Source organism: Lacticaseibacillus jixianensis (genome assembly GCF_003946485.1).
Lineage (GTDB): Bacteria > Bacillota > Bacilli > Lactobacillales > Lactobacillaceae > Lacticaseibacillus > Lacticaseibacillus jixianensis.
This window is the reverse complement of record NZ_RHOJ01000017.1, coordinates 26147-45795: the sequence shown is the minus strand read 5'-3', so window position 1 is coordinate 45795 and position 19649 is coordinate 26147. Positions and strand designations below refer to the sequence as shown.

Here is a 19649-nt window from a genome sequence, read left to right as displayed (position 1 = left end):
AATTCGCTGCTGTACTTAGTCATAAGAAAAGCCCCACAATCATCAGACTTATCGTCTAACAATTGTAGGGCACTTCACTCACCGAGTTGGTCCTTTTTGATTTTAGGTGATTAGTCATCATCTGGTATGACGCGCATCTGCTTCTTTTCGTTTTGATAGGTCCCGAGGCCATAAATGATGCCACCTACGCCGCCCATGACCAGCGCGTAAATCCATTCCACGGGGTCGCCCGCGGTGGCGTCGAGGAGAATCTTCATACAGGCAAAGACGAAGCCGAAAATCAGGCCGTACTGAACCGCGTCCCGCTTCACTTGGCGCAAAGCCTGCGGTCGGTTGGCACGCGTCGTTTCAATCGCCGTGAGCCCGGCCTTCTTGATTGCGACGCTCACACCAACCATGGCGATCAGCAGGATGACCAGCGCCACAACGTTCAGCCAATCAATGCTGAAGACGGCCTGGATCATCAGAACTAGGAATTCTGACAGGACCAGCAACAACAGCGCGATGGTCGAGATGTGGCCAACCTCCGCGCGGGCGTGCTCGTCATAAGGTTGCTTAATGCCCCACCAGAAAATTACGAAGCGGTCCATCCACGATTTTTTCATTTTGATTCCTCCCAGAACAGGGTGTTCAGGTCCGTTTTGAGGGCCCAGGCAAGTTTCAGGCACAGATCCAGTGACGGATTGTACTTGTCGTTCTCGATGAGATTAATGGTTTGGCGCGCCACGTCGATTTTCTGCGCCAATGCCAACTGCGAAAGACCCTGCAGCTGACGATACTGCCGCACGCGATTCACGGCGCCACCTCCTGTCATTTATAATTGACTTTATGTCACGTATAATGTACTGCCTGATTCTCTCGGTGTCAACTATAAATGACAGAAAATTCGAAAAAACGGGCTACCACTTTGAGGTAGGAATGTCCCAAGTGGTAGTCCGATAAAGTAGGGAATGCTGTGTGGCTACGGCACTGTGACCCCAGTGACCCGGCCTTCTCTGAGGGTGATGATGTCATCGTAGCGAGAGAGGAGTGTTTCATCCAGGTGGTGCATGACCGAGATGATCAGGCACGGCAGACCCAGAACATAGGTTTCAAGCTTTTGACTAAGCCTTGCGTCCAGCGCCGAGTTGAATTCGTCCAGCAGCAGGACATCAGGCTTAGTCAGCAACGCGCGGCCGAGCGCCAGCCGCTGCTTTTCGCCGCCGGACAGGTCTTCCTCGACCAAATCGGCGTTTTCACCGCAGCGTTCCACCAGTTCGTCCAGTTCCAGCAGGTTGATCAGTTGCTGGCGCTTTGCGTCGTCGACCGGCTGGCCCATGAACAGATTGTCGGCTAGACTGGCGTTGAAAATGGCCGGCGCCTGCGTGACCAGCTTGATGTTGGCAAACCTGGCGGTGGGCTCGCCGTTGATCCGCAACTGGCCAGTTTGCTTGCCGATTTTGACGCGGGTGATTGCCCGAATCAGGGTGGACTTGCCGGCGCCGCTTTTGCCCATCAGCAGGTACTTCTTGCCGGCTTCAAACTGCAGGTTGAGATCCTGCAAAATGGGTCTATCCGGAGTGGTCAGGCTGAAGTGATCAAAAGTGATCGTCTCGACCTTGGCCGGATTCAGCGGCTGGGAGGCTGGCGCTTTCGGCTCTGTGTAGCCTTGCATACGCTCGGCGATCGGCGTGACTTCGCGGCGGTAATACAGCAGCATCGACAGCACTTCCATCGGCGCACCAACGTTGGTCGCGATTTGAATCGCCGCGAGCAGGCCCCCAATGGTCAGGGTGTGCTGGGTGATCAGGTAGGCGCCAAACGCAATAATCACGAAGGTCTTCACGACCTCGAGCAAAGAATTTACGCCGTAAGTGCTGGTTTCATAGCGCACAGCCTTGCCTTCAGTGGTGTAAAGTTTGACGTTGTCTTGCAGCGCCAGGCTTTGAAAGTAGCGCTGGGCCCCGAAGACGTTCAGCGTTTCAATGCCCTTGAGAAACGAGTTGACACTGTTATTCAGACGGTCCTGCGCCTCGGCCTTGGCCACGCGGTTGCGCTGGCTAGGCTTGGCCAGCAGCTTAGGAAACAGCACGATCAGCAGGCTGACAAAGATGATCACCGCAGAGAGCATCAGGTTGATTGCCAGGAGTCCGGCCGCAGATGCGATGATCATGACTAGGCAATTGGCGATGTCGATCTCGCCTTTGACGTACTGCTCGGCAATGGCCTCGGTGTTCACGTTGAGGTCGGTCGTGGCGGCCGAAAGCTGCTCCGCCTGATAGGTCTGACTTTTGAACAGGCGGGTCAGGATGTTTTGACGCAACTCGTTTTTGACGCGTTTGACGAGGTCGTTATTGAGAAACGTACCAGCCGTGGAAATGATAATCTCGAACGCCGACGCGCCGAGAAACAGCCAGAAGAACGGGCTCAAGAGATCAGGACCGCCGGCCATGGCGTGGTTGATGAACTGGCCGCTGGACATTGGCACTAAGACCGAGATGATGCCCCAAGCCAGCACGACGACTAGCGTTAGGGCATACCACGGCTTCACTTTGCTTGAGATGAGTTTCATGTTCCGCCTCCAATTGAGAAAACATGTGCGTGGGCACAAGGTGAAGCTGACAATTGGGCGGCTGATCGGCGGCCAAATGGGTGATGCGTACACCAAACCGAGCCCTGCCAAAAGTCGTTTCAGCGGCCGGGCGTGTGGTTTGAGTGACGTTCAGCGCCTGATCAGCTGCAGAAGACGGCAATCAGGCGCTGGCGGAGCTGGCTGTTCAGATAAATCCGCATCTTGGCCTCTTTCTGCCCAGGCGGGTGGGCGGTTCCGAAGGGTGGACGTTGTTAGCGCTTTGATTGAATTATATTCCCTCTGTTTAGCTGAAACAATCGCGGAACGTGATGCTTGTGAGAAGCAATACTCCAATACGCCGATAAAAATCAGACTTTGGAAGGACTTACATCTGCCCCTCACACACCTATAATCAACAGCGAATAGAAGAACACTGCGGTCGCGGCACTCATGGTTCGGCTAGCAGTGAATTCCGACAGTAGACACTCTAGGGAGGAAATAATATGAAACAAGTCAAAGAAGCACTGACACAACCGGCAATTCGCACGCTCCCGGAGGACGGAATTGCGGCGCTGAACGGCCGGACATTATTTACGACGCAGCTGATTAACGGTGAGGTGAGCCTGCCTGCGCGGGGCAGTTTTACGAGCATCATCGGCGCTTTGTCGACCGGGATCACGCTGACGGTGGCAGGTAACCAAGTCACGCTGAAGGGTGCCGGGAAAACTGAGATGACCATCACGCCCACCGCGGTGGATGTCTTTCTGGCTAGGATCAAGGCGCAGGAGTACAGCTTCTCGCAAACCGCACCGATCTACCTCACCTTCCTGCATCTGACTGGCGACAATTTCGACTTCTACGCTCGGGTCTCCGGCGGGCGCGCGGGTCAGTATCTGCTTGCACATCCGCAAGAACTGCCCGTTCACGATGTTTTGGGCATTAAGAAAATTGCTGCGGGGGAAACCGAACCTGAGCTTGCCAAGGCCATCAACGATTACGGCTATGAGAAGCTCGTTGAGGGAACCGAGGTCGCGTTCTTGGGCGAAGACAATATTGCCGGTGCCTACCAGCTGGCTTCTGTCACGCCGCACTAGCCTTATTTTGCCGATGCAAGGGGCGAAAGCCGCAACGCTAACCGGTTCGGTGGCGACTTAGTGAGCCGCAGATAGGCCTCCCCAGGGCCTGTGATTAGCCGAGCATATAAACTGCATAAAATCGAGCCCAAGTGGTTGGCAGGAATTGCGAAAGGCGTTATTCTGGTTGCGGATGATGGGAGGGCGAGGAAGGAACAACCTCACCAGAAACACCCGGAAACTACCTGGCTTGTCCGACCCGCACTGTGGGGTTGACCAGGCATGCTGAGCCTTCCGATCGGTTTGGCTAAGAAGACCACGTAGTCGAGGCGTGGGGTCCTTTCAGGACGCATGGCAGGATACCTGTTACCATTCCTAACTGAATACAGCGAACCTTGGCGGCGACGTCATGGCGGTAGCAGTCCCGGGAAACCGGGAAATACAAATCCCCCGGGGGCAACTCCGAGGGTCGGGACACCATTTCGAGAGGGATGGTGCCCTTTGCGTGCATTCGGCCTCGCCGGCAGCGAGGGGCGGCCGTCTTTCTTGGAAGTTTCAGGAAAGACGGCCGCTTTTTGCGATTCAGGTCGGGGACACCCAGGGCAGCGGGGCGCCAAGCCAAGCATGTTTAGCGTGGCGCCTTAGGTCAGGGGACACTTTCAAAGCAGTCATGCGGGGATGCGTTAGGCTCTGCGCGCGGGGGCTTGCCTGGTGATCTTTTTCATGGCTTGTTACGATTAAGCCTTGGCTTAATCGTAACAAACGCCGGTGCGCCAGGCTTGGAGGAACATTATGGCTTGACACATTTTGCCAAGTTCGCTAACATTAATCGTGTAAATCGTAGCAATTACGATTAAAGATAACGCAGGGGGAATTTTCTGATGAAGCTTAAGCACTGGTTCGCGGCGCTGGCAGTGACGATCATGGGCGCGGGACTGGCAGCCTGTTCAAGCGACCAAGGCCACGCTGGCGCGACCAAACTCACCGTCGTGGCCTCGGTCAACTTTTACGGTGAGGTCGCAAAGGCCGTCGTGGGCGATCACGGCACGGTGACGTCGGTGATCGATAATCCCGACGTCGATCCACACGACTACGACCCGACCACGGCCGTGGCGAAAAACGTCGCGAAGGCGCGCGTGATCGTCATGAACGGTGCCGGGTACGATGGCTGGATGGCGAAACTGGTCGCTGCCAACAATACCGACGCCAAGGTCGTGTCCGCGGCCAAGGTGGTTGGCGTGGCGGATGGTGAGAACGAGCACATCTGGTACAAGCCGAAGATGATGACCAAAATGGCCAACGCACTGGCCAAGCAGTACGGCAAGCTTGACCCAAAGCACAAGGCGGACTACCAGCGCAATGCCAAGGCCTACATAAAAAAGCTCGCACCACTGACCGCCCTGATCGATCAGGCGCGCCGCGGCGCGAAAGGCGAGCGCGTCGCCGTCAGCGAACCCGTTTTCGACAACGCCCTGAAGTACATGGGCTACCGAACCGTCGACAACCATTTCTCCCGCGCGAATGAGGACGGAACGGATCCCAGCCCGAAGGATATTCGCGACCTGCAGGCGGACATTAAGGGCAAGAAGATCGCGTTTTTCGTGCAGAACACGCAGGTTCAAAGTCAAACCGTCGCCAACATGGTGACGCTGGCCAAAAAGTCTGGGGTGCCGGTGCTCAAGGTGACCGAAACGATGCCGAGTGGCAAAACGTACATCAGCTGGATGACCGCGCAGTACAAAGCACTTGAAAAAATCCAGCGGGCGCGTTAAAGTATTCAAGATGATTCACTAACTAAAAATAAGAAGGAGAGTCTAACTTGGCTAAACAATCAAAAATTGAAAAAGCAAAGCGCCAGGCGCAATTGGTCGCGAAGTACGCGGCGCGCCGCAAGGAATTGAAGGCAAAGGGTGACTATGCCGGCTTGGCGAAGCTGCCGAAGGACTCCAGTCCCGTCCGGCTTCACAACCGCGATACGCTCGACGGCCGCCCGCACGCGTACATGCGTAAGTTCGGCCTGTCGCGCTTAAATTTCCGCGACCTGGCGCACAAGGGGCAGATCCCGGGTGTTCGCAAGGCCAGCTGGTAGGAGGTTGTCATGACCAAGAGTGATGCCGCCACCGCGCGGCGCCAAATGCGCAGTCCCAATATCAAGACCCGCAAGCGGGCCCTCCGGACGATCAAGACGCTGAAAAAACAAGGTAAGTAAAAACAGTCGCGATGGTGGGGCTTCATCCCCGCCCTCGCGACTGTTTTTATGCCAATGTGGAGAATGCTGGCCGGTATTGCCGGACAAGTGGGAGATGGACATGCATCACGTCCAATTGGGTTTTTCACGATTGATGGCGTAATACTGGCATTTCCCAGGGGGCGCTATGTTATACTGTAATCGTTATAAAATACCTCGACCCAGACGTTCATGCCATTATTGCTTTGCCCGGGCCGAACTTTTTGGAGGAATTTGCATTGAAAACTATCTGTGCAGAATTTATGGGGACGTTCTTACTGGTGTTCCTCGGCAGCGGTGCCGTCTTGTTCGCCAAGGGTGATGCCCTGACGATCGCCATCGGCTTCGGCCTCGCCATCACGATTTCCGCTTATGCGTTCGGCGGCATTTCTGGCGGCCACTTCAATCCAGCGGTCACCACGGCGTTCATGATCAACGGCCGCACGTCGGTCGGCGAAGGGCTGGTCTACATCGTGTCCCAGATCGTTGGGGCGATTGCCGCTTCCGCCTGCGTGCGCGTCATCGTTGACGCGCTGAAGCTGCCAGCCAACCAGATGGCCCAGACCGATTTTCCGAAGCTGTCGGTGGGTGCGGCGTTCTTCGTTGAGGCGCTGGCGACCTTCCTGTTCTTGGTGGTGATCCTGAACGTGACGTCCAATGATCACGGCAACGGGGACTTCGCCGGCCTGGCGATCGGCGTGACGCTGATGCTGCTGATCATCTTCTCCGTCAACCTGACCGGTGCGTCCTTGAACCCGGCCCGCTCGATCGGCCCGGCGATCTTTGCCGGCGGCTCCGCGCTTTCTCACCTCTGGCTGTACATCGTGGCACCAGAAGTCGGCGCGGTCTTGGCCGCGTTTGCGTCCCGATTCCTGATGGACACGGAAGACTAACGCTAATCAGATGAAGCCTCTGCCGATAACGATTCGGCAGAGGCTTTTTTGGAACGAAAGAAAAGAGGCGCCGCGATCTTGTGATTGCGGCGCCGCTTTGACTTTGTTCAGTCTGTATTTCGCTTAACTGTGCTCGGAAAAGAGCGGCTTGTCACTCTTGTACGGCGATGGCCCGGTGAGCAACGGCTTGTTGATGAACCATTGCAGGAGGGCGCCAAAGAGAATGAAGCCGGTGCCGATCATGATGCGGGCGATGACATTTTCATCGTACGGGCCAATCAGCGGTATGAGCGAACCCGCAGCAATGAACAGCGCCGACCAACCGGGCTGGCGGAGCTGCCGGCCGCTGTACAGGAAGATGGCCAGGCCCAAGACGATGCCAATCACTAAAAGCCCGATGACCCACCACTCGGTAATGCTGGCGAGGTTGCCGTGCAGGCGGTCCAGGCCGTACTTCGCGATTTTGTGCTTTTGCAGGTAGGAGGCTTTGGGGTAATACTCCAGCCGGTAGAACCGCAGCTTGAAGAACAGCGCCATGAGGGCGAGGTACAAGGCGGCATAGAGCCAGCCCCCGTGCTTATGCAGCATGACGAGCCGGCGGTAGCGTTGCGTCGCGTTCATGCAATCATCTCCTTAAAAAGATGGCCCGGATCAGGCAACTCGCCTTACTGGGTATCATCCGACCAGCCGCCGCGCAGTCTGACCGTTAGATTAAAACAAATCACATTGTTTTATCATCTTAATTGCAGAAATTATAAACCCGGCGATGTGTGGCGGTCAATCAAATATTAATTGAGACGTGGCTGTCGTGGGGGACTAGAAGCCTGAATTTCTATTCCACACCGGCGCCAAAAAAGACCGTCAGTAGACTTTTGGCGAAGTCTGACGGCCCTTACGCTTTAAAATAACACCGGCCGTTAACAACGGCTCTGCGCAGGTCTCATTCGTGAGGCCTGTTTTTGTGTTTTCATTATAGCATGGCCAGGATTTGCCTGTCACTCGTTTTGGTCAAAGTCCTGGCGCAAAGGGGTGCTTGTCGAGGATTCCGGCCCGCATCCGGTAATACTGCATCTCAATCTTGAAGTGTTGCCCTATGCTATAATCGGTACCAAATAAGGAGGAGGCGGGCTCATGCAGGTGGCGCTAATTGAAGACGACGAACAAACCAGAGCGCGCACAGAGCAGTTGTTTGAAGCTGCCTCGACGGATGGCGAGCCCATTCACGTGCTGCCGTTTGCGTCCGCCGAGGCGTTTGAGTTTGCGCAGGTGACCGCGGATGTGCTGGTTTTGGACATCAAGCTGCCAGGCGCCGATGGCATGACGTTAGCCAAGGCCGTGCGCAAAGCCGACGCCACCGTACCGCTGGTGTTCGTGTCCAACTACGATGAATACGTGTTTGAAGGCTATGACGTCAACGCGCTGGCCTACATCATGAAGCCGCTGACCGCCGCCAAGGTGGCCACCATTATCGCCAAAGTCCGCGCCCAAAAGCCGACCAAGCAGCTGCTGGTGACGACGGCGGCAGGGGCACAGCGCATTCCATTATACGAGCTGACGGCGATCGAAGTGACGGATCACGCGCTGGCGTTTCACTTGCAGGAGCAGACGTTGATGGCCGGTGGTCAGTTAAAAGATTACCTCTCCCTGGAGCAGGACGGGTTCATCCGCATCTACCGTTCCATTATGGTGAATCTGAACTTCGTGCGCCGCGTCACGACCGGCGAGGTGGAAATGGCAGACGGCACCCACTACCCAATTGCCCGCCAGCAGCGCAAGCGGACGCGGGACGCCTTTTTCGCGCATTACCGGAGGCTTGCCGATGATGACTGAGGGGATTGTTGCCGCCCTTGCTGGGGGCACCTTGGGCCTGATCCTGGGCGGGTCGGCGAAGCACGAAACGCTCCGGGGCATTGGCCTGGGCCTCGCTGCTTTTGCCCTTGCCTGGGGCCACTTCGCATGGGCGGGTGGCGTTTTGTTTGCGGTCGTGGGCTTCGCCGCGCAGTGGCACGCCGGGGAAAAAGTGACGGCCGCTGGTCTCACCGCGTTATTTGGCCTGACTGCAGTGGGCACGCTTTGGTTCGGCGCGGCCAGTCTCGCCCTGGGCGTGATTTTGGCCGCTGTCGTTGGCTTGTGGCAGACCCAGAACCACTGGGGGCTGCGGCTGATCGCGCTGGGGTTTGTGCTGTGCGGCGGCGCGGCCTTGGTCCTCACGACCGGCTGGGTGCAGGTGGTCGTGGCCGCGGCGCTGCTGCTGGCGGCCACCGGTTTCAGTGTGTTGGTCCGGCAGTTTTTCGCGCAGCAGGACGCGGTGTTTGCCAAGGGCCTGGACCAGATGATGGCCCAGTACAGCGGCGAAGTGCAGGGCCTGTACGAAGGCATGCGCGGGTGGCGCCACGATTACCATGACCATCTGCAGGCGCTGAAGGCCTATCTCGACAGCCAGGACACCGCGGCGGCCCGGGCCTACCTGGACGATTTGGAAGACAAGCTGGATACTGTTGACACCTTGGTGCACTCTGGCAACCCGATGCTGGACGCGATTTTGAATGCGAAGCTGACGCTGGCGGAGCGGGATAACATTCCGACCAACGTCAAGGCGTTCGTCGGGGCGACGCCGTTGATCGCAGACCTTGACCTAGTCGTCATTGTCGGCAACTTGATGGACAACGCGCTGGAGGCCATCGAGGCGCAGCCGGCGGGGGAGAAGCGGCGCCTGCGCGTGTACATCGCAATCCTCAAGCAGCAGCTGTACATTTCGATCACGAACACTCGGCCAGCGGACCAGCAGATCGACATTCACTACGCCTCGACCAAGAACGACAAGCGCGGCCTGGGGATTCGCCGTATTAACAAGCTGGTGGCCAAGTACGGCGGGATGATTAACCGCCAGTACGAAGAAGCGGTGTTCGTGACCGAGATTGCGATTCCGCTTAGCCATGACCATTCGCGCGCAAATTCAGACCATTAACGAAAAAGTGACCCGCGACGGCCGCTTTTTTTGTACAGTGAGGGCAGTAAGAATGGAGATGGCATCATGGCGAAGAACAAGCCGCAGTATTCACTGGTCAATAACCTGTGCTGGTACTTTAAGCAGGTGCAGCGCTATTATCCCGGTCTCAAGTGGGACATTCTCGGGACCGTCCTGGTCACGGCGCTGACGGGAGTGATCGGCGTGGTCGTCCCGGCCTGGCTGGTGGGCCTGCTGGCCAGCCGCGCGCACTTCAACTACTTTGTCGCAGTCGCGCTGGGCATGGCCGCTGCACTGGCGGCCGCGGGGGCCGCGAGCACCTTTCTCAAGTTTTACGCGGACGCCTGGGGGTCGAACCTGCGGGCCAAGCTAGCGGTGGCACTCCACCAGCTGACCTACCGGATGCCTTATCAGCAGCTGCAGACGCCGCACGTTCAGGAGCAGTTCCACCAGTCGTTTCAGAACGCCTTGTCCTGGACGCTGGCCGGCGCGGAGGCCATTTTTCGCAGCACTAAAAGCGTCCTGGCCGACGGCGTGACCCTGTTGATCTTCACGGTCACGTTATCCGCGTTCACGCCTTGGCTGTTTGTCCTGGTCCTGGTGGCCGCCGTGATTGGGTATTGGGGGCTGCAACGGTACCGGCAGTGGTACGAGGCCAACAAGGCCCACTGGGCCACCCAGCAGCGGCAGACCAGCTACCTGGGCCGCACCGCCTACGCCCTGGAGAACGGCAAGGATATGCGGCTTTACCACGTCGGCGACTGGTACCAAAGCCACTATGAGGCGCTGCTTCAGGCCCGGATGCGCTGGCAGCGGGCGGATTCGACGCGGACCGCGGTGGCGGAGCTGATCGGCGATATTGCCGGGTTCGTCCGCGATGGTGCGGCCTACACCATGCTGGTACTGGCCGCGGCAGGGCAGACGCTTTCCATCGCCCAGTTCACGCTGCTGTTCGGTGTAACCAACCAGTTCGTGGAATTGACCAACAGTCTGCTGATGGACTGGCATCAATTGCAAAAAGCCAGCTTGGACCTGCAGGAGCTGCGGGCGTTCACGGACACCCAAACCCCGGCGCCCACCACGCCGCTGCCGGCTGCGGCGGCGCAGCAGTTGGCGAAGCGGCCGGTGACCATTCAGTTTGATCATGTGAGCTACCTCTACCCAGAGGCGGAAACGCCGACGCTGCGGGACGTCAGCTTCACGCTGGCCGGCGGTGAGCGCCTGGCGTTAGTCGGCGTCAACGGGGCCGGCAAAAGTACCCTGAGCAAGTTGATGATGGGTTTGCTTGCCCCGACCAGCGGCACGATCCTGATCAACGGGGTCGATGCGGCCAAGCTGCCGCCGCAAACGCGGTACGCGTTGTTCGCCCCGGTGTTCCAGGAATCGACGCTGATCGCCGCGGACGTCGCGCAGAACGTGGCAATGACGGCGCAGCCGGACGAAAACCGGGTCCAAGCCGCATTAAACCAGGCCGCTTTGACGCAGACCGTGGCTGAGCTCAAGCAAGGGGTGCACACGCCGCTGACGCGCAACCTGACCGATGACGGCACGGACCTCTCCGGTGGCCAGGCGCAAAAGCTGATGCTGGCGCGGGCGCTGTACAAAGACGCGCCGGTGCTGATCCTGGACGAGCCCACGGCCGCGCTGGATGCCATCGCCGAAAGTGCGGTTTATCAGATGTACGCAACGCTGACCGCCGGCAAGACCTCGCTGTTTATCTCGCATCGCCTGGCGTCGACGCGGTTCTGCGACCAGATCATTTTTCTGGCGGCCGGACGGATCGCCGAGCAGGGGACGCATGAGGCGCTGCTGGCCGCGCACGGCCGGTACGCCGAGATGTACGCGATCCAGAGCAAGTACTACCAAAAGGAGGTGAAACGCGATGGATCAGAACAAGTCGTTTTGGACTAAGCTGCGCGGAATTGTGTGGCTGATTCACCAGGTCGACGCAGGGATGCTGCCGGTGCAGTTCTGCTATGTGCTGCTGGTCGGGATTCTGCCGTACCTGAACACCGGGTTTCTGGGGGTGCTGTTGATCCTGCTGCAGCGCCGCGCGCGTCCGGCGCAAATCGTGACGCTGCTCCTCGTCTTTTTGGCGGTGCGGCTGGGGCTGACGGTGCTGCAGCGGGTGGTGGAGAAGCTTCAGGCCGATCATCACCAACTGCTGGGGCAGCGGCTGGCGGCGCTGACGGCCGAGAAGCTGGTGCGGCTGGACTACCAGGACTTCGAGTCCAAGGACCTGCGCGCCGCCTACGACACGGCCCGCCGCGGCGCCAGCTTTTCCGGGGATCTGGGCGCGCTGGTGCAAACCGGGTTCTATCAGGTATTCAACCTGCTGATCGCCGCCGGGTTCGCCATTGGGATTCTGGTCACGCTGCTGCGCGGGCACGTGGCCGAAAGCAAATTCGCCTGGCTGTTCAACACGCCGTGGTACCTGGTGGTCATTTTGGCGGTGCTAGCGCTGCCGCTGCTGCTGAGCGTTTGGGGCATGCGGCGCGGAAGCGTGAAGCAGCGCGAGATGATCCAGAAGGTCGTCGCGCACAACGTCTCGTGGCAGTACTACAACGATTTTGCGGAGAATTTTAAAAATGGTGAGCTGACCCGGCTTTACGACGCCAGCGGCATGATGTCCCGCGCCGAGGAGCAGGCCTTGGATGCGGGCAACCAGGCCACCTGGCACGGCATGATGGGGATGTTCGGCGCAACGGCGGTGCCCAGCGGGGTGATTCAGCTGGCAGTCGGCGGCTTGTTCGTCCTCGTGGGGCTCCAGGCGTACGCCGGCGGCCTTGCTGTTGGGACCGTGCTGATCGCGGTGGGTTACCTGCAGCAGTTCATGCTCGCGTTTGATGGCTTCATCGGCGGGCTCGGCTACGCGGTGAACGAGGTCAATTACCTGCAGTACTACGTGACGCTGCTCAAGATGCCGACGTCGCACACCGGCGGCACCCTGCCGGTGGAGAAACGCACGGATAACGACTTTGCCATCGCGTTTCACGATGTCTCGTTCAAGTATCCGGACAGCGACGAGTGGGCGCTGCGCCACATCAACCTGACGCTGCACATCGGCGAGCGCCTGGCGATCGTCGGCAAGAACGGCTCGGGCAAAACGACGCTGGTCAAGCTCCTGTGCCGGCTGTTTACGCCGACCGAAGGCGAGATCACCCTCAACGACATCGACATTCAAAAATACGACCTGGCCGAGTACCAGAGCCTGCTCGGCGTCGTGTTCCAAGACTTCCGGCTGTTTGCCTATTCGATCGGGGAAAACGTCGCCGCTTCGACCCAGGTGGATGAGGCCCGCGTCTGGCAGGCGCTGGACGTGGCGGACATCACCGCGCGCGTCAAGGCCATGCCGAAGGGCCTGGCCACACCGATCACCAAGAGCCTGTTTGACGACGGCATCGACATTTCCGGCGGGGAAGCGCAGAAAATCGCGATCGCGCGGGCTTGGTACAAAGACGCGCCGATCATGATCCTGGACGAGCCGACCGCCGCCTTGGATCCCATTTCCGAGTACGAGATCTATCAGCGCTTCGACGCGCTGGTGGGCGACAAAACCGCCATCTACATTTCGCACCGCATGAGCTCGACCCGCTTTTCGCAGCGCATCGTGGTGTTTGATCAGGGCCGGATCGTGCAGGACGGCAATCACGAGACGCTCATGAAGCAGGCCGGGCGGTATCGCCAGCTGTTCAACGCCCAGGCCCAGTACTACACGGACGCCAAGATCAAGGAAGAACGTCAAAAGGGGCTGCAAAGCGCCGCCCCGGTCGTTCAATAAGTTTTTCCAGACCGTTCTGCCCGTTGGGGGAGGACGGTTTTTGCGGCGCGGCTTTTCAGCGAAAGCGGTTTACCATTTTTCCTTGGTGGTTTACGCTGAATAGGTAAAGGGAGGAATTACTCATGGCAAAATTACCTGATGGATTTCTGTGGGGCGGCGCGGTTGCGGCGCACCAGCTCGAAGGCGGCTGGCAGGAAGGCGGCAAGGGCGTCTCGATTGCCGACGTGATGACCGCCGGGGCCAACGGCGTGGAACGCAAGATCACCCCGGCCGGCGTGCAGCCGGGCCTGAACTATCCGAACCACGAGGCCATCGACTTTTACCACCACTATAAGGAAGACATTAAGCTCTTTGCGGAAATGGGCTTCAAGGCCTTCCGCACGTCGATCGCGTGGACGCGCATTTTTCCCAACGGCGACGAGACTGAGCCCAACGAGGCCGGGCTGAAGTTCTACGACGACGTGTTCGCCGAGTGCCACAAGTACGGCATCGAGCCCGTCATCACGCTGAGCCATTTTGAAATGCCGCTGCACCTGGTCAACGCGTACGGCGGCTGGCGCGACCGCCGGCTGATCGACTTTTTCGTGCGGTTCGCGACCACCTGCTTTAAGCGCTACAAGGGCGTGGTCAAGTACTGGATGACGTTCAACGAAATCGACAACCAGTGCGACTACAACCGCGAGTTCTCGATGGCGACCAACTCCGGCCTGCTGTTCCCCAAGGGCGCAACGGATGAGGACCGCGCCAGCGCGATGTTCCAGGCCTCCCACTACGAGCTGGTGGCGTCGGCGCTCGCCGTACGCCGCGGGCATGAGATCGACCCGACCAATCAGATCGGCTGCATGATCAACTTCACGCCGATGTTCCCGGCTTCCAGCAAGCCCGCGGACCTGTTCATGGCGGAAAAGGCGATGCAAAAGCGCACTTGGTGGAGCGACGTGCACGTGCGCGGCCACTACCCGGCCTTCATGGAGGCGTACTTCAAGCGCACCGGCTACCGGCCGGACATCACGGCCGCGGACCGCGCGGCACTGGCGGCCGGCACCGTCGATTACGTCGGCTTTTCCTACTACGCCTCCAGCACCGTGGCGCACCAGGCGGACAACCCGGCTTACGATTTTGTCGGCGATAAGGAAATCGTGCCGAACCCCTACCTGAAGACAACGGAATGGGGCTGGACGATCGATCCGCAGGGGCTGCGCTGGAGCCTGAACTGGCTTTACGAGCGCTACGAAAAGCCGCTGATGATCGTGGAAAACGACCTCGGCGCGGTGGACAAGGTCGAAACGGACGGCCGCATTCACGATCCGTACCGCATCGCTTACCTGCGCGCCCACATCGCCGAAATGGAAAAGGCCGTCGATGAAGACGGTGTTGACCTGCTTGGCTACATGCCATGGGGCTGCATCGACCTCGTGTCGGCCGGCACCGGCCAGATGGACAAGCGGTACGGCTTCATCTACGTCGACAAAAATGACGCAGGTGAGGGCACGCTGGCCCGCAGCCGCAAGGATTCCTTCTACTGGTACCAACACGTCATCCAAACCAACGGCGAAGATCTCAGTGACGTCAAGCCGCAGTAAGCTGAATAAAGTAATGCCCTGCTCACGTGCGTGGTGAGCAGGGCATTTTTGCGTGGCCACACGCTTTGCGGTTGGAGTTCGGTCGCGGCCGAAAAAATAGCAAACAAATACGCCGCTGAACCTTGACGGGAGACGCGGCGTAAAGTTTGCGTTAAAAGCCATCGTGCGAACAATTCTGCGGGGGACGTCTGGCAGGACGGCCCTTTTTGCTGTTTCTATGATATCATCTCCGCCAGGGCTGGGAAACCACCAATCGTTGATCACACGCCCAGCTCGCGGCGATCTGTGCTAGACTGGTAGCATTCTGAAATGTGAGATGACCGTTATGCCAAAGATTCGTGAGATTCAGCCCAAAGACGATGCCCAGATGAAGGCAATCCTGAAGTTCTGCCTTGAGGAGGCGGACCTCGCGCTGCCGGGGACCGCGTATTATGACCCGCAGATCGGCGAGCTGGCTGAGTACTACGCGCGCACCGCGGGCGGACGGTATTTCGTCGCGGTGGCGGACGATGACGATGATCGGGTGCTCGGCGGCTGCGGGATCGGCCCGGTGGCGGACTTTGCCGACATCTGCGAGCTGCAAAAACTGTACCTGACACCGGCCGCTCGCGGCCAGGGCCTGTCCAAGCGGCTGCTGGCGCAAAGTATTGCGGCCGCGCAGGCGTTTGGCTACCACCGGCTGTACGTGGTGACCGACACCAAGCTGCCGATCGCCAACAAGCTGTACCAGGCGCAAGGCTTTACGCGCCTGCCCCACGCGCTGGCAGACGACCCGCACGACGGCTGTGACACGTGGTACATCAAGGACATCTAGCGGCGTGAAAGCGCCACTGCTTGACCGTGCGGGTTGGCATTTAACCACCACAATTTAAGCATCGCTTCTGCGGGGACGTCTGGTCAGGCGCCCCTTTTTTGCTGTCATGGCTGATGGCGACCGGGTTGGTGGCAGGAGCTTTGAGCGGCGCAGCCATCACGGCAAAATGGTAGGGTGGCCCGCCAGCCAGGCATTCATAACCTGGGTTTGTTTTTTTACGTTGGCTTCAGGATTTTGACGTAACCCATACGCGAAGCGGCGTGAATGTTTACACGCGGCCGGTATGGTGAGGATGTGCCAAAAATACTGACAACAAAGGATGATCCTCACATGAAGCAATCCCTGAAACTGGTACTTGCCGCCAGCGCCCTGAGCGCGTTGACCCTTGCCGGCCTGACCGGCTGCGGCGCGAAGAACACCAAAGCGGACGCCCAGAAGAAGCCGCTGACCATGGTGTTTTACCCGAACGAGTCCGCCAAGTCGTTTGAAGGCTCCCGCGCGGCGCTGAAGGAGCAGCTGGAGAAAGCGACTGGCCGGCCCGTACGCTTGCAGACGACCACCGACTATAACGTGGCGATCCAGGCGCTGGCCTCGGGCAAGGCGCAGATCGCGAACATGGGCCCGGCCGGCTACATCAACGCCCACGCCCTCAACAATAAGGTGCTGCCGATCGCGACCATGTCCGGTCCGGACGGCACGCTCAAGGGCGCGTCCTACCGCTCGTACATCATGGTCCCGGCCGCCAAGGCGGACCAGTACAAGGTGGGCGATAAGTACAGCCTGACCAAGCTGAAGGGGCAGAGCTTCAGCTTCGTGTCCAACACCTCGACTTCGGGCTTCGTGGTCCCGACGGCCGCCTTGATGCGCCACTTCAAGCTGAAGGACACGCATTCTTTGGAAAAAAGCGGCGACTTTTTCCAAAAGGTGCTGTACGGCGGCTCGCACCAGGGCTCCGCGCTAAACGTCTTCAAGGGCGACGTGGCCGCGGCCGCGTTTGACGACACCGACCTGCGTCCGTACCTCGACGTGACCCACGGCGATTACGACACCCCAGGCGCCGTGTTCACCGTGAAGAAAAACGCGCCGGAACCGTTCACCGGCATGGCGGGCAAGGCGGTCGTGGCGATTGATGTGCTGCCGGTGCAGCGCGAGCCGTGGGTGCTGAACACCCAGGCCCTGGACAAGAAGACGCAGAAGGCGATCAAGCAGATGCTGCTGTCCAAGAAGTTCGGCGCGGATGACCGCATTTTCTCCAAGCCTGGCGCCAAGAAGGCCATGCTGATCCCAAAGGCCACCGACCAGACCAAGCTGCTGGAGGTCAACGACGCGTGGTACAAGCCGACTCACGAGCTGGTGGGGAAGTAAGATGCTGAGCGTCCGTCATTTAACCAAGACCTACCCGAACGGGAAAAAGGGCCTGCAGGACGTCAGCTTCACCGCCGCGCCCGGCACCGTGACGGCGGTCATCGGGCCGTCGGGGGCCGGCAAGACGACCCTGCTGCGCTCCTTGAACCGGCTGATCACGCCGGAGCAGGGGACGGTGACGCTGGGCGATCAAGAGCTGCGCGGGGCCGACGCCCAAGCGCTGCGGCAGGCCCGTCGGCAGATCGGGATGATTTTTCAGGACTACAACCTGATCGAACCGCTGAGTGCGCTGGAAAACGTGCTGCAGGGCTGCCTGGGGCAAAAGCGCCTGCTGCCCGGCGTGCTCGGGCTGTACACCAAGGCCGAGACGAGCCACGCGTTGGCGCTGCTGGACGAGGTGGGGCTGCGCGCGTACGCCGCCCAGAAGACCCGCGACCTGTCCGGCGGGCAAAAGCAGCGCGTTGGCATCGCCCGCGCCTTGATGCAAGACCCCAAGGTGCTGCTTTGCGACGAGCCGATCGCCTCGCTGGATCCGCAGTCGACCCGCACGGTGATGACTATCATTGCCGACCTGGCCAAGGCCCGCAACCTGATCGTGGTGATGAACCTGCACCAGGTCGGCATCGCCCGCGAGTTTGCCGACCACATCGTCGGCGTCAACGCCGGCCGGATCGTGTTTGACGATAACGCCGCGGCGCTGACCGAGCTGGCTGCGGCGGCGATCTACGAGAAGGAGGCGACGGCCCTTGCCTAATGCTGTCTCGGTGATGCTGCACCACCAGCGGCGCGTGCGCTGGGGGAGCCTGCTGGGGGTGGTGGCCCTGGTGCTGGCCAGCCAGGTTGTTCTGCGCGTCAACGTGCACCAAGCGCTGTTCGGCGTGGTGGCCGGATGGGCGTGGCTCGGGGCACACTTTGCCCCCAACGCGGCGGCCCTGGCGGATCTGCCAGAGATTCTTTACCAGCTGTGGCGCACGGTCCTGGTGGCGATTGCCGCGACCACGGTGGCCGGCGGCGTGGCGCTGGTGCTCGGGCTGGCCGGCGCGCTGCCGACCTCGCACTTGAAGGCGGTGCGCGGCCTCGTGCGGCTGTTTGCCTCACTGATGCGCAACGTGCCGTTTGTCGCCTGGGCGCTCATCTTGCTGTTCTCCTTTAAGCAAAACGACTTCACCGGTTTTCTGGCGCTACTGCTCATGACGATCGGCCAGCTGACCCGTGCGTTCATTGAAACGCTGGACGAGGTGGGCCCGGGGCCGATCGAGGCCCTGACGGCGACCGGCGCGACGTACTGGCAGGTGATTTTTCAGGGCGTCCTGCCCGCCGTGGCGGCGCCGATGCTGTCGTGGCTGCTGTACATGATCGAAAACAACATCCGCGACGCCACGCTGGTCGGAATGCTGACGGGGACGGGCATCGGGTTTATTTTCGACCTGTACTTCAAGGGCTTTCGGTACGCCTCCGCCGGGCTGGTGGTGCTGGCGATCATTGCTGTCACCATCGGCATTGAACTGACTTCCAATAAACTAAGGCAGGTGCTGAACGCATGATCTCCAATCCTGAATTAACTGCAGACTCCCTGCAGCCGGCCAAGCTGACGCCCACGCCGCGGCCGCGCCTGCGCGCCAAGCGGCCCGCCCGCGCCTTGCTTCTGGCGCTGGTGGCGATCACCGGCTACACACTGACCACGCTGGCGCCGCACGGGGTCGATTTAGGCGCGGCCAGTCTGACTTTTCTGCGTAATCTAAGGCTGATGTTCCTTCAGCCTCACCTCGGGCAGGAGACCTTCGCCCAGCTGAGTCAGGCGCTGCTGCTCACGGTCGCCCTGGCGCTGCTCACCACGCTGATCGGCGCGGGCCTGGCCTTCTTCTTGGCCCTGATCACGGCGCGCAACCTCGCGCCGCGCTCGCTGGGCGATGTGATGCGCAGCGTGATGGCGCTGATTCGCGCGGTGCCGACGATCCTGTGGGTGCTGGTCTACGCCACGGTGATCGGCCTGGGCACCGAGGCGGCGGTGGTGGGGCTGAGCTTTCACTCCGTCGCCTACCTGACCAAGGCCTTCGCGGAGGCCATCGAGGAGGTCCCCAAGGAGAAACTGGACGCCTTGCGCGCCAGCGGGGCGGGCTTTTGGCTGACCGTGCGCCACGCCGTGTGGCCGCTGGTGCGCCAGCGCCTGCTCGCCTGGACCTTCATCCGCTTTGAAATCAACTTCGCCAACGCGGTGGCGGTCGGCGCCGCGGCCGGCACCGGCGGGATCGGGTACTACCTGTTCATGGCCAGCGCCTTTTACTTCGACTTCCAGGAAGTCGGCCTGATCGTGCTGATGATCCTGGTGTTTGCCGCCGGGCTGGAAATGATCGCGGTGCGCATGCGCAAATCACTGTTGACCGGTAATTGATC

General features: G+C 59.8%; 19 protein-coding genes. 15 read left to right on the top strand and 4 right to left on the bottom strand.

All coding sequences use genetic code 11. The annotated features are described in order from the left end of the window. Positions 1-110: 110 nt before the first annotated feature. The 3 genes from EKM85_RS07965 to EKM85_RS07955 form a co-directional block, all read right to left on the bottom strand. Positions 111-605, bottom strand: a complete 495-nt coding sequence (locus EKM85_RS07965; protein WP_125585742.1) for a DUF3278 domain-containing protein — start codon at positions 603-605, stop codon at positions 111-113. Then, positions 602-796, bottom strand: coding sequence for a helix-turn-helix transcriptional regulator (locus tag EKM85_RS07960; protein WP_125585741.1), 195 nt, complete (start codon positions 794-796; stop codon positions 602-604). The genes EKM85_RS07965 and EKM85_RS07960 overlap by 4 nt, the downstream gene beginning before the upstream one ends. A 165-nt stretch (positions 797-961) precedes the next feature. After that, positions 962-2551, bottom strand: a complete 1590-nt coding sequence (locus EKM85_RS07955) for an ATP-binding cassette domain-containing protein (protein ID WP_125585740.1) — start codon at positions 2549-2551, stop codon at positions 962-964. A gap of 503 nt (positions 2552-3054) precedes the next feature. Here EKM85_RS07955 and EKM85_RS07950 point away from each other — a divergent pair. From EKM85_RS07950 to EKM85_RS07935, 5 genes are all read left to right on the top strand, one after another. Continuing rightward, positions 3055-3645 carry a hypothetical protein gene (locus EKM85_RS07950; RefSeq protein WP_125585739.1) on the top strand — a complete coding sequence of 197 codons (591 nt, stop codon included), beginning with the start codon at positions 3055-3057 and terminating at the stop codon, positions 3643-3645. 860 nt (positions 3646-4505) lie between these two features. Then, a complete protein-coding gene (locus tag EKM85_RS07945) occupies positions 4506-5396 on the top strand; it encodes a metal ABC transporter solute-binding protein, Zn/Mn family (RefSeq protein ID WP_225418961.1) in 891 nt (296 codons plus the stop codon). Between the two features lie 47 nt (positions 5397-5443). Next, positions 5444-5713: a 30S ribosomal protein S14 gene (rpsN, locus tag EKM85_RS07940; RefSeq protein ID WP_125585738.1), complete on the top strand. Its 270-nt coding sequence runs from the start codon at positions 5444-5446 to the stop codon at positions 5711-5713. Positions 5714-5722: 9 nt separating this feature from the next. Next, positions 5723-5833 carry a putative metal homeostasis protein gene (locus tag EKM85_RS11485; protein WP_164510714.1) on the top strand — a complete coding sequence of 37 codons (111 nt, stop codon included), beginning with the start codon at positions 5723-5725 and terminating at the stop codon, positions 5831-5833. Between the two features lie 257 nt (positions 5834-6090). Continuing rightward, a complete protein-coding gene (locus tag EKM85_RS07935) occupies positions 6091-6744 on the top strand; it encodes an MIP/aquaporin family protein (protein WP_125585737.1) in 654 nt (217 codons plus the stop codon). A gap of 123 nt (positions 6745-6867) precedes the next feature. On the opposite strand, the gene EKM85_RS07930 is transcribed toward EKM85_RS07935, so the two are convergent. Beyond that, positions 6868-7365 carry a hypothetical protein gene (locus EKM85_RS07930; protein WP_125585736.1) on the bottom strand — a complete coding sequence of 166 codons (498 nt, stop codon included), beginning with the start codon at positions 7363-7365 and terminating at the stop codon, positions 6868-6870. Between the two features lie 510 nt (positions 7366-7875). On the opposite strand from EKM85_RS07930, the gene EKM85_RS07925 reads away from it, so the two are divergent. From EKM85_RS07925 to EKM85_RS07880, 10 genes are all read left to right on the top strand, one after another. Beyond that, positions 7876-8574 carry a LytR/AlgR family response regulator transcription factor gene (locus EKM85_RS07925; RefSeq protein ID WP_125585735.1) on the top strand — a complete coding sequence of 233 codons (699 nt, stop codon included), beginning with the start codon at positions 7876-7878 and terminating at the stop codon, positions 8572-8574. A gap of 268 nt (positions 8575-8842) precedes the next feature. After that, positions 8843-9712 carry a sensor histidine kinase gene (locus EKM85_RS11685; protein ID WP_379882610.1) on the top strand — a complete coding sequence of 290 codons (870 nt, stop codon included), beginning with the start codon at positions 8843-8845 and terminating at the stop codon, positions 9710-9712. Positions 9713-9778: 66 nt separating this feature from the next. Then, positions 9779-11623, top strand: coding sequence for an ABC transporter ATP-binding protein (locus EKM85_RS07915; RefSeq protein ID WP_125585734.1), 1845 nt, complete (start codon positions 9779-9781; stop codon positions 11621-11623). Beyond that, positions 11595-13493, top strand: coding sequence for an ABC transporter ATP-binding protein (locus EKM85_RS07910; protein ID WP_125585733.1), 1899 nt, complete (start codon positions 11595-11597; stop codon positions 13491-13493). The genes EKM85_RS07915 and EKM85_RS07910 overlap by 29 nt, the downstream gene beginning before the upstream one ends. A 122-nt stretch (positions 13494-13615) precedes the next feature. After that, the gene (locus EKM85_RS07905) at positions 13616-15076 is read left to right on the top strand and encodes a 6-phospho-beta-glucosidase (RefSeq protein ID WP_125585732.1); all 1461 of its coding nucleotides are present in this window, start codon (positions 13616-13618) and stop codon (positions 15074-15076) included. 325 nt (positions 15077-15401) lie between these two features. After that, positions 15402-15890 carry a GNAT family N-acetyltransferase gene (locus EKM85_RS07900; RefSeq protein WP_164510713.1) on the top strand — a complete coding sequence of 163 codons (489 nt, stop codon included), beginning with the start codon at positions 15402-15404 and terminating at the stop codon, positions 15888-15890. A 330-nt stretch (positions 15891-16220) separates the two neighbouring features. Beyond that, positions 16221-17255 (top strand): phosphate/phosphite/phosphonate ABC transporter substrate-binding protein, encoded by a 1035-nt coding sequence (locus tag EKM85_RS07895; protein ID WP_125585730.1) that lies wholly within the window; start codon positions 16221-16223, stop codon positions 17253-17255. A 1-nt stretch (position 17256) separates the two neighbouring features. Next, the gene (gene phnC, locus EKM85_RS07890) at positions 17257-18009 is read left to right on the top strand and encodes a phosphonate ABC transporter ATP-binding protein (protein WP_125585729.1); all 753 of its coding nucleotides are present in this window, start codon (positions 17257-17259) and stop codon (positions 18007-18009) included. After that, a complete protein-coding gene (locus EKM85_RS07885) occupies positions 18002-18799 on the top strand; it encodes a phosphate/phosphonate ABC transporter permease (RefSeq protein WP_225418960.1) in 798 nt (265 codons plus the stop codon). Before phnC ends, EKM85_RS07885 begins: the two co-directional genes overlap by 8 nt. Then, on the top strand, positions 18796-19647 hold the full coding sequence (locus EKM85_RS07880) for a PhnE/PtxC family ABC transporter permease (protein ID WP_125585728.1): 852 nt from the start codon (positions 18796-18798) through the stop codon (positions 19645-19647). The genes EKM85_RS07885 and EKM85_RS07880 overlap by 4 nt, the downstream gene beginning before the upstream one ends. Positions 19648-19649: the final 2 nt, after the last annotated feature.

What these genes read in the sequence shown, in the direction of transcription:
- EKM85_RS07965 (WP_125585742.1), bottom strand. Translation starts at nt 605, where the DNA reads ATGAAAAAATCGTGGATGGACCGCTTCGTAATTTTCTGGTGGGGCATT.
- EKM85_RS07955 (WP_125585740.1), bottom strand. Translation starts at nt 2,551, where the DNA reads ATGAAACTCATCTCAAGCAAAGTGAAGCCGTGGTATGCCCTAACGCTA.
- EKM85_RS07950 (WP_125585739.1), top strand. Translation starts at nt 3,055, where the DNA reads ATGAAACAAGTCAAAGAAGCACTGACACAACCGGCAATTCGCACGCTC.
- EKM85_RS07945 (WP_225418961.1), top strand. Translation starts at nt 4,506, where the DNA reads ATGAAGCTTAAGCACTGGTTCGCGGCGCTGGCAGTGACGATCATGGGC.
- EKM85_RS11485 (WP_164510714.1), top strand. Translation starts at nt 5,723, where the DNA reads ATGACCAAGAGTGATGCCGCCACCGCGCGGCGCCAAATGCGCAGTCCC.
- EKM85_RS07930 (WP_125585736.1), bottom strand. Translation starts at nt 7,365, where the DNA reads ATGAACGCGACGCAACGCTACCGCCGGCTCGTCATGCTGCATAAGCAC.
- EKM85_RS07925 (WP_125585735.1), top strand. Translation starts at nt 7,876, where the DNA reads ATGCAGGTGGCGCTAATTGAAGACGACGAACAAACCAGAGCGCGCACA.
- EKM85_RS07915 (WP_125585734.1), top strand. Translation starts at nt 9,779, where the DNA reads ATGGCGAAGAACAAGCCGCAGTATTCACTGGTCAATAACCTGTGCTGG.
- EKM85_RS07910 (WP_125585733.1), top strand. Translation starts at nt 11,595, where the DNA reads ATGGATCAGAACAAGTCGTTTTGGACTAAGCTGCGCGGAATTGTGTGG.
- EKM85_RS07905 (WP_125585732.1), top strand. Translation starts at nt 13,616, where the DNA reads ATGGCAAAATTACCTGATGGATTTCTGTGGGGCGGCGCGGTTGCGGCG.
- EKM85_RS07900 (WP_164510713.1), top strand. Translation starts at nt 15,402, where the DNA reads ATGCCAAAGATTCGTGAGATTCAGCCCAAAGACGATGCCCAGATGAAG.
- EKM85_RS07895 (WP_125585730.1), top strand. Translation starts at nt 16,221, where the DNA reads ATGAAGCAATCCCTGAAACTGGTACTTGCCGCCAGCGCCCTGAGCGCG.
- phnC (WP_125585729.1), top strand. Translation starts at nt 17,257, where the DNA reads ATGCTGAGCGTCCGTCATTTAACCAAGACCTACCCGAACGGGAAAAAG.
- EKM85_RS07880 (WP_125585728.1), top strand. Translation starts at nt 18,796, where the DNA reads ATGATCTCCAATCCTGAATTAACTGCAGACTCCCTGCAGCCGGCCAAG.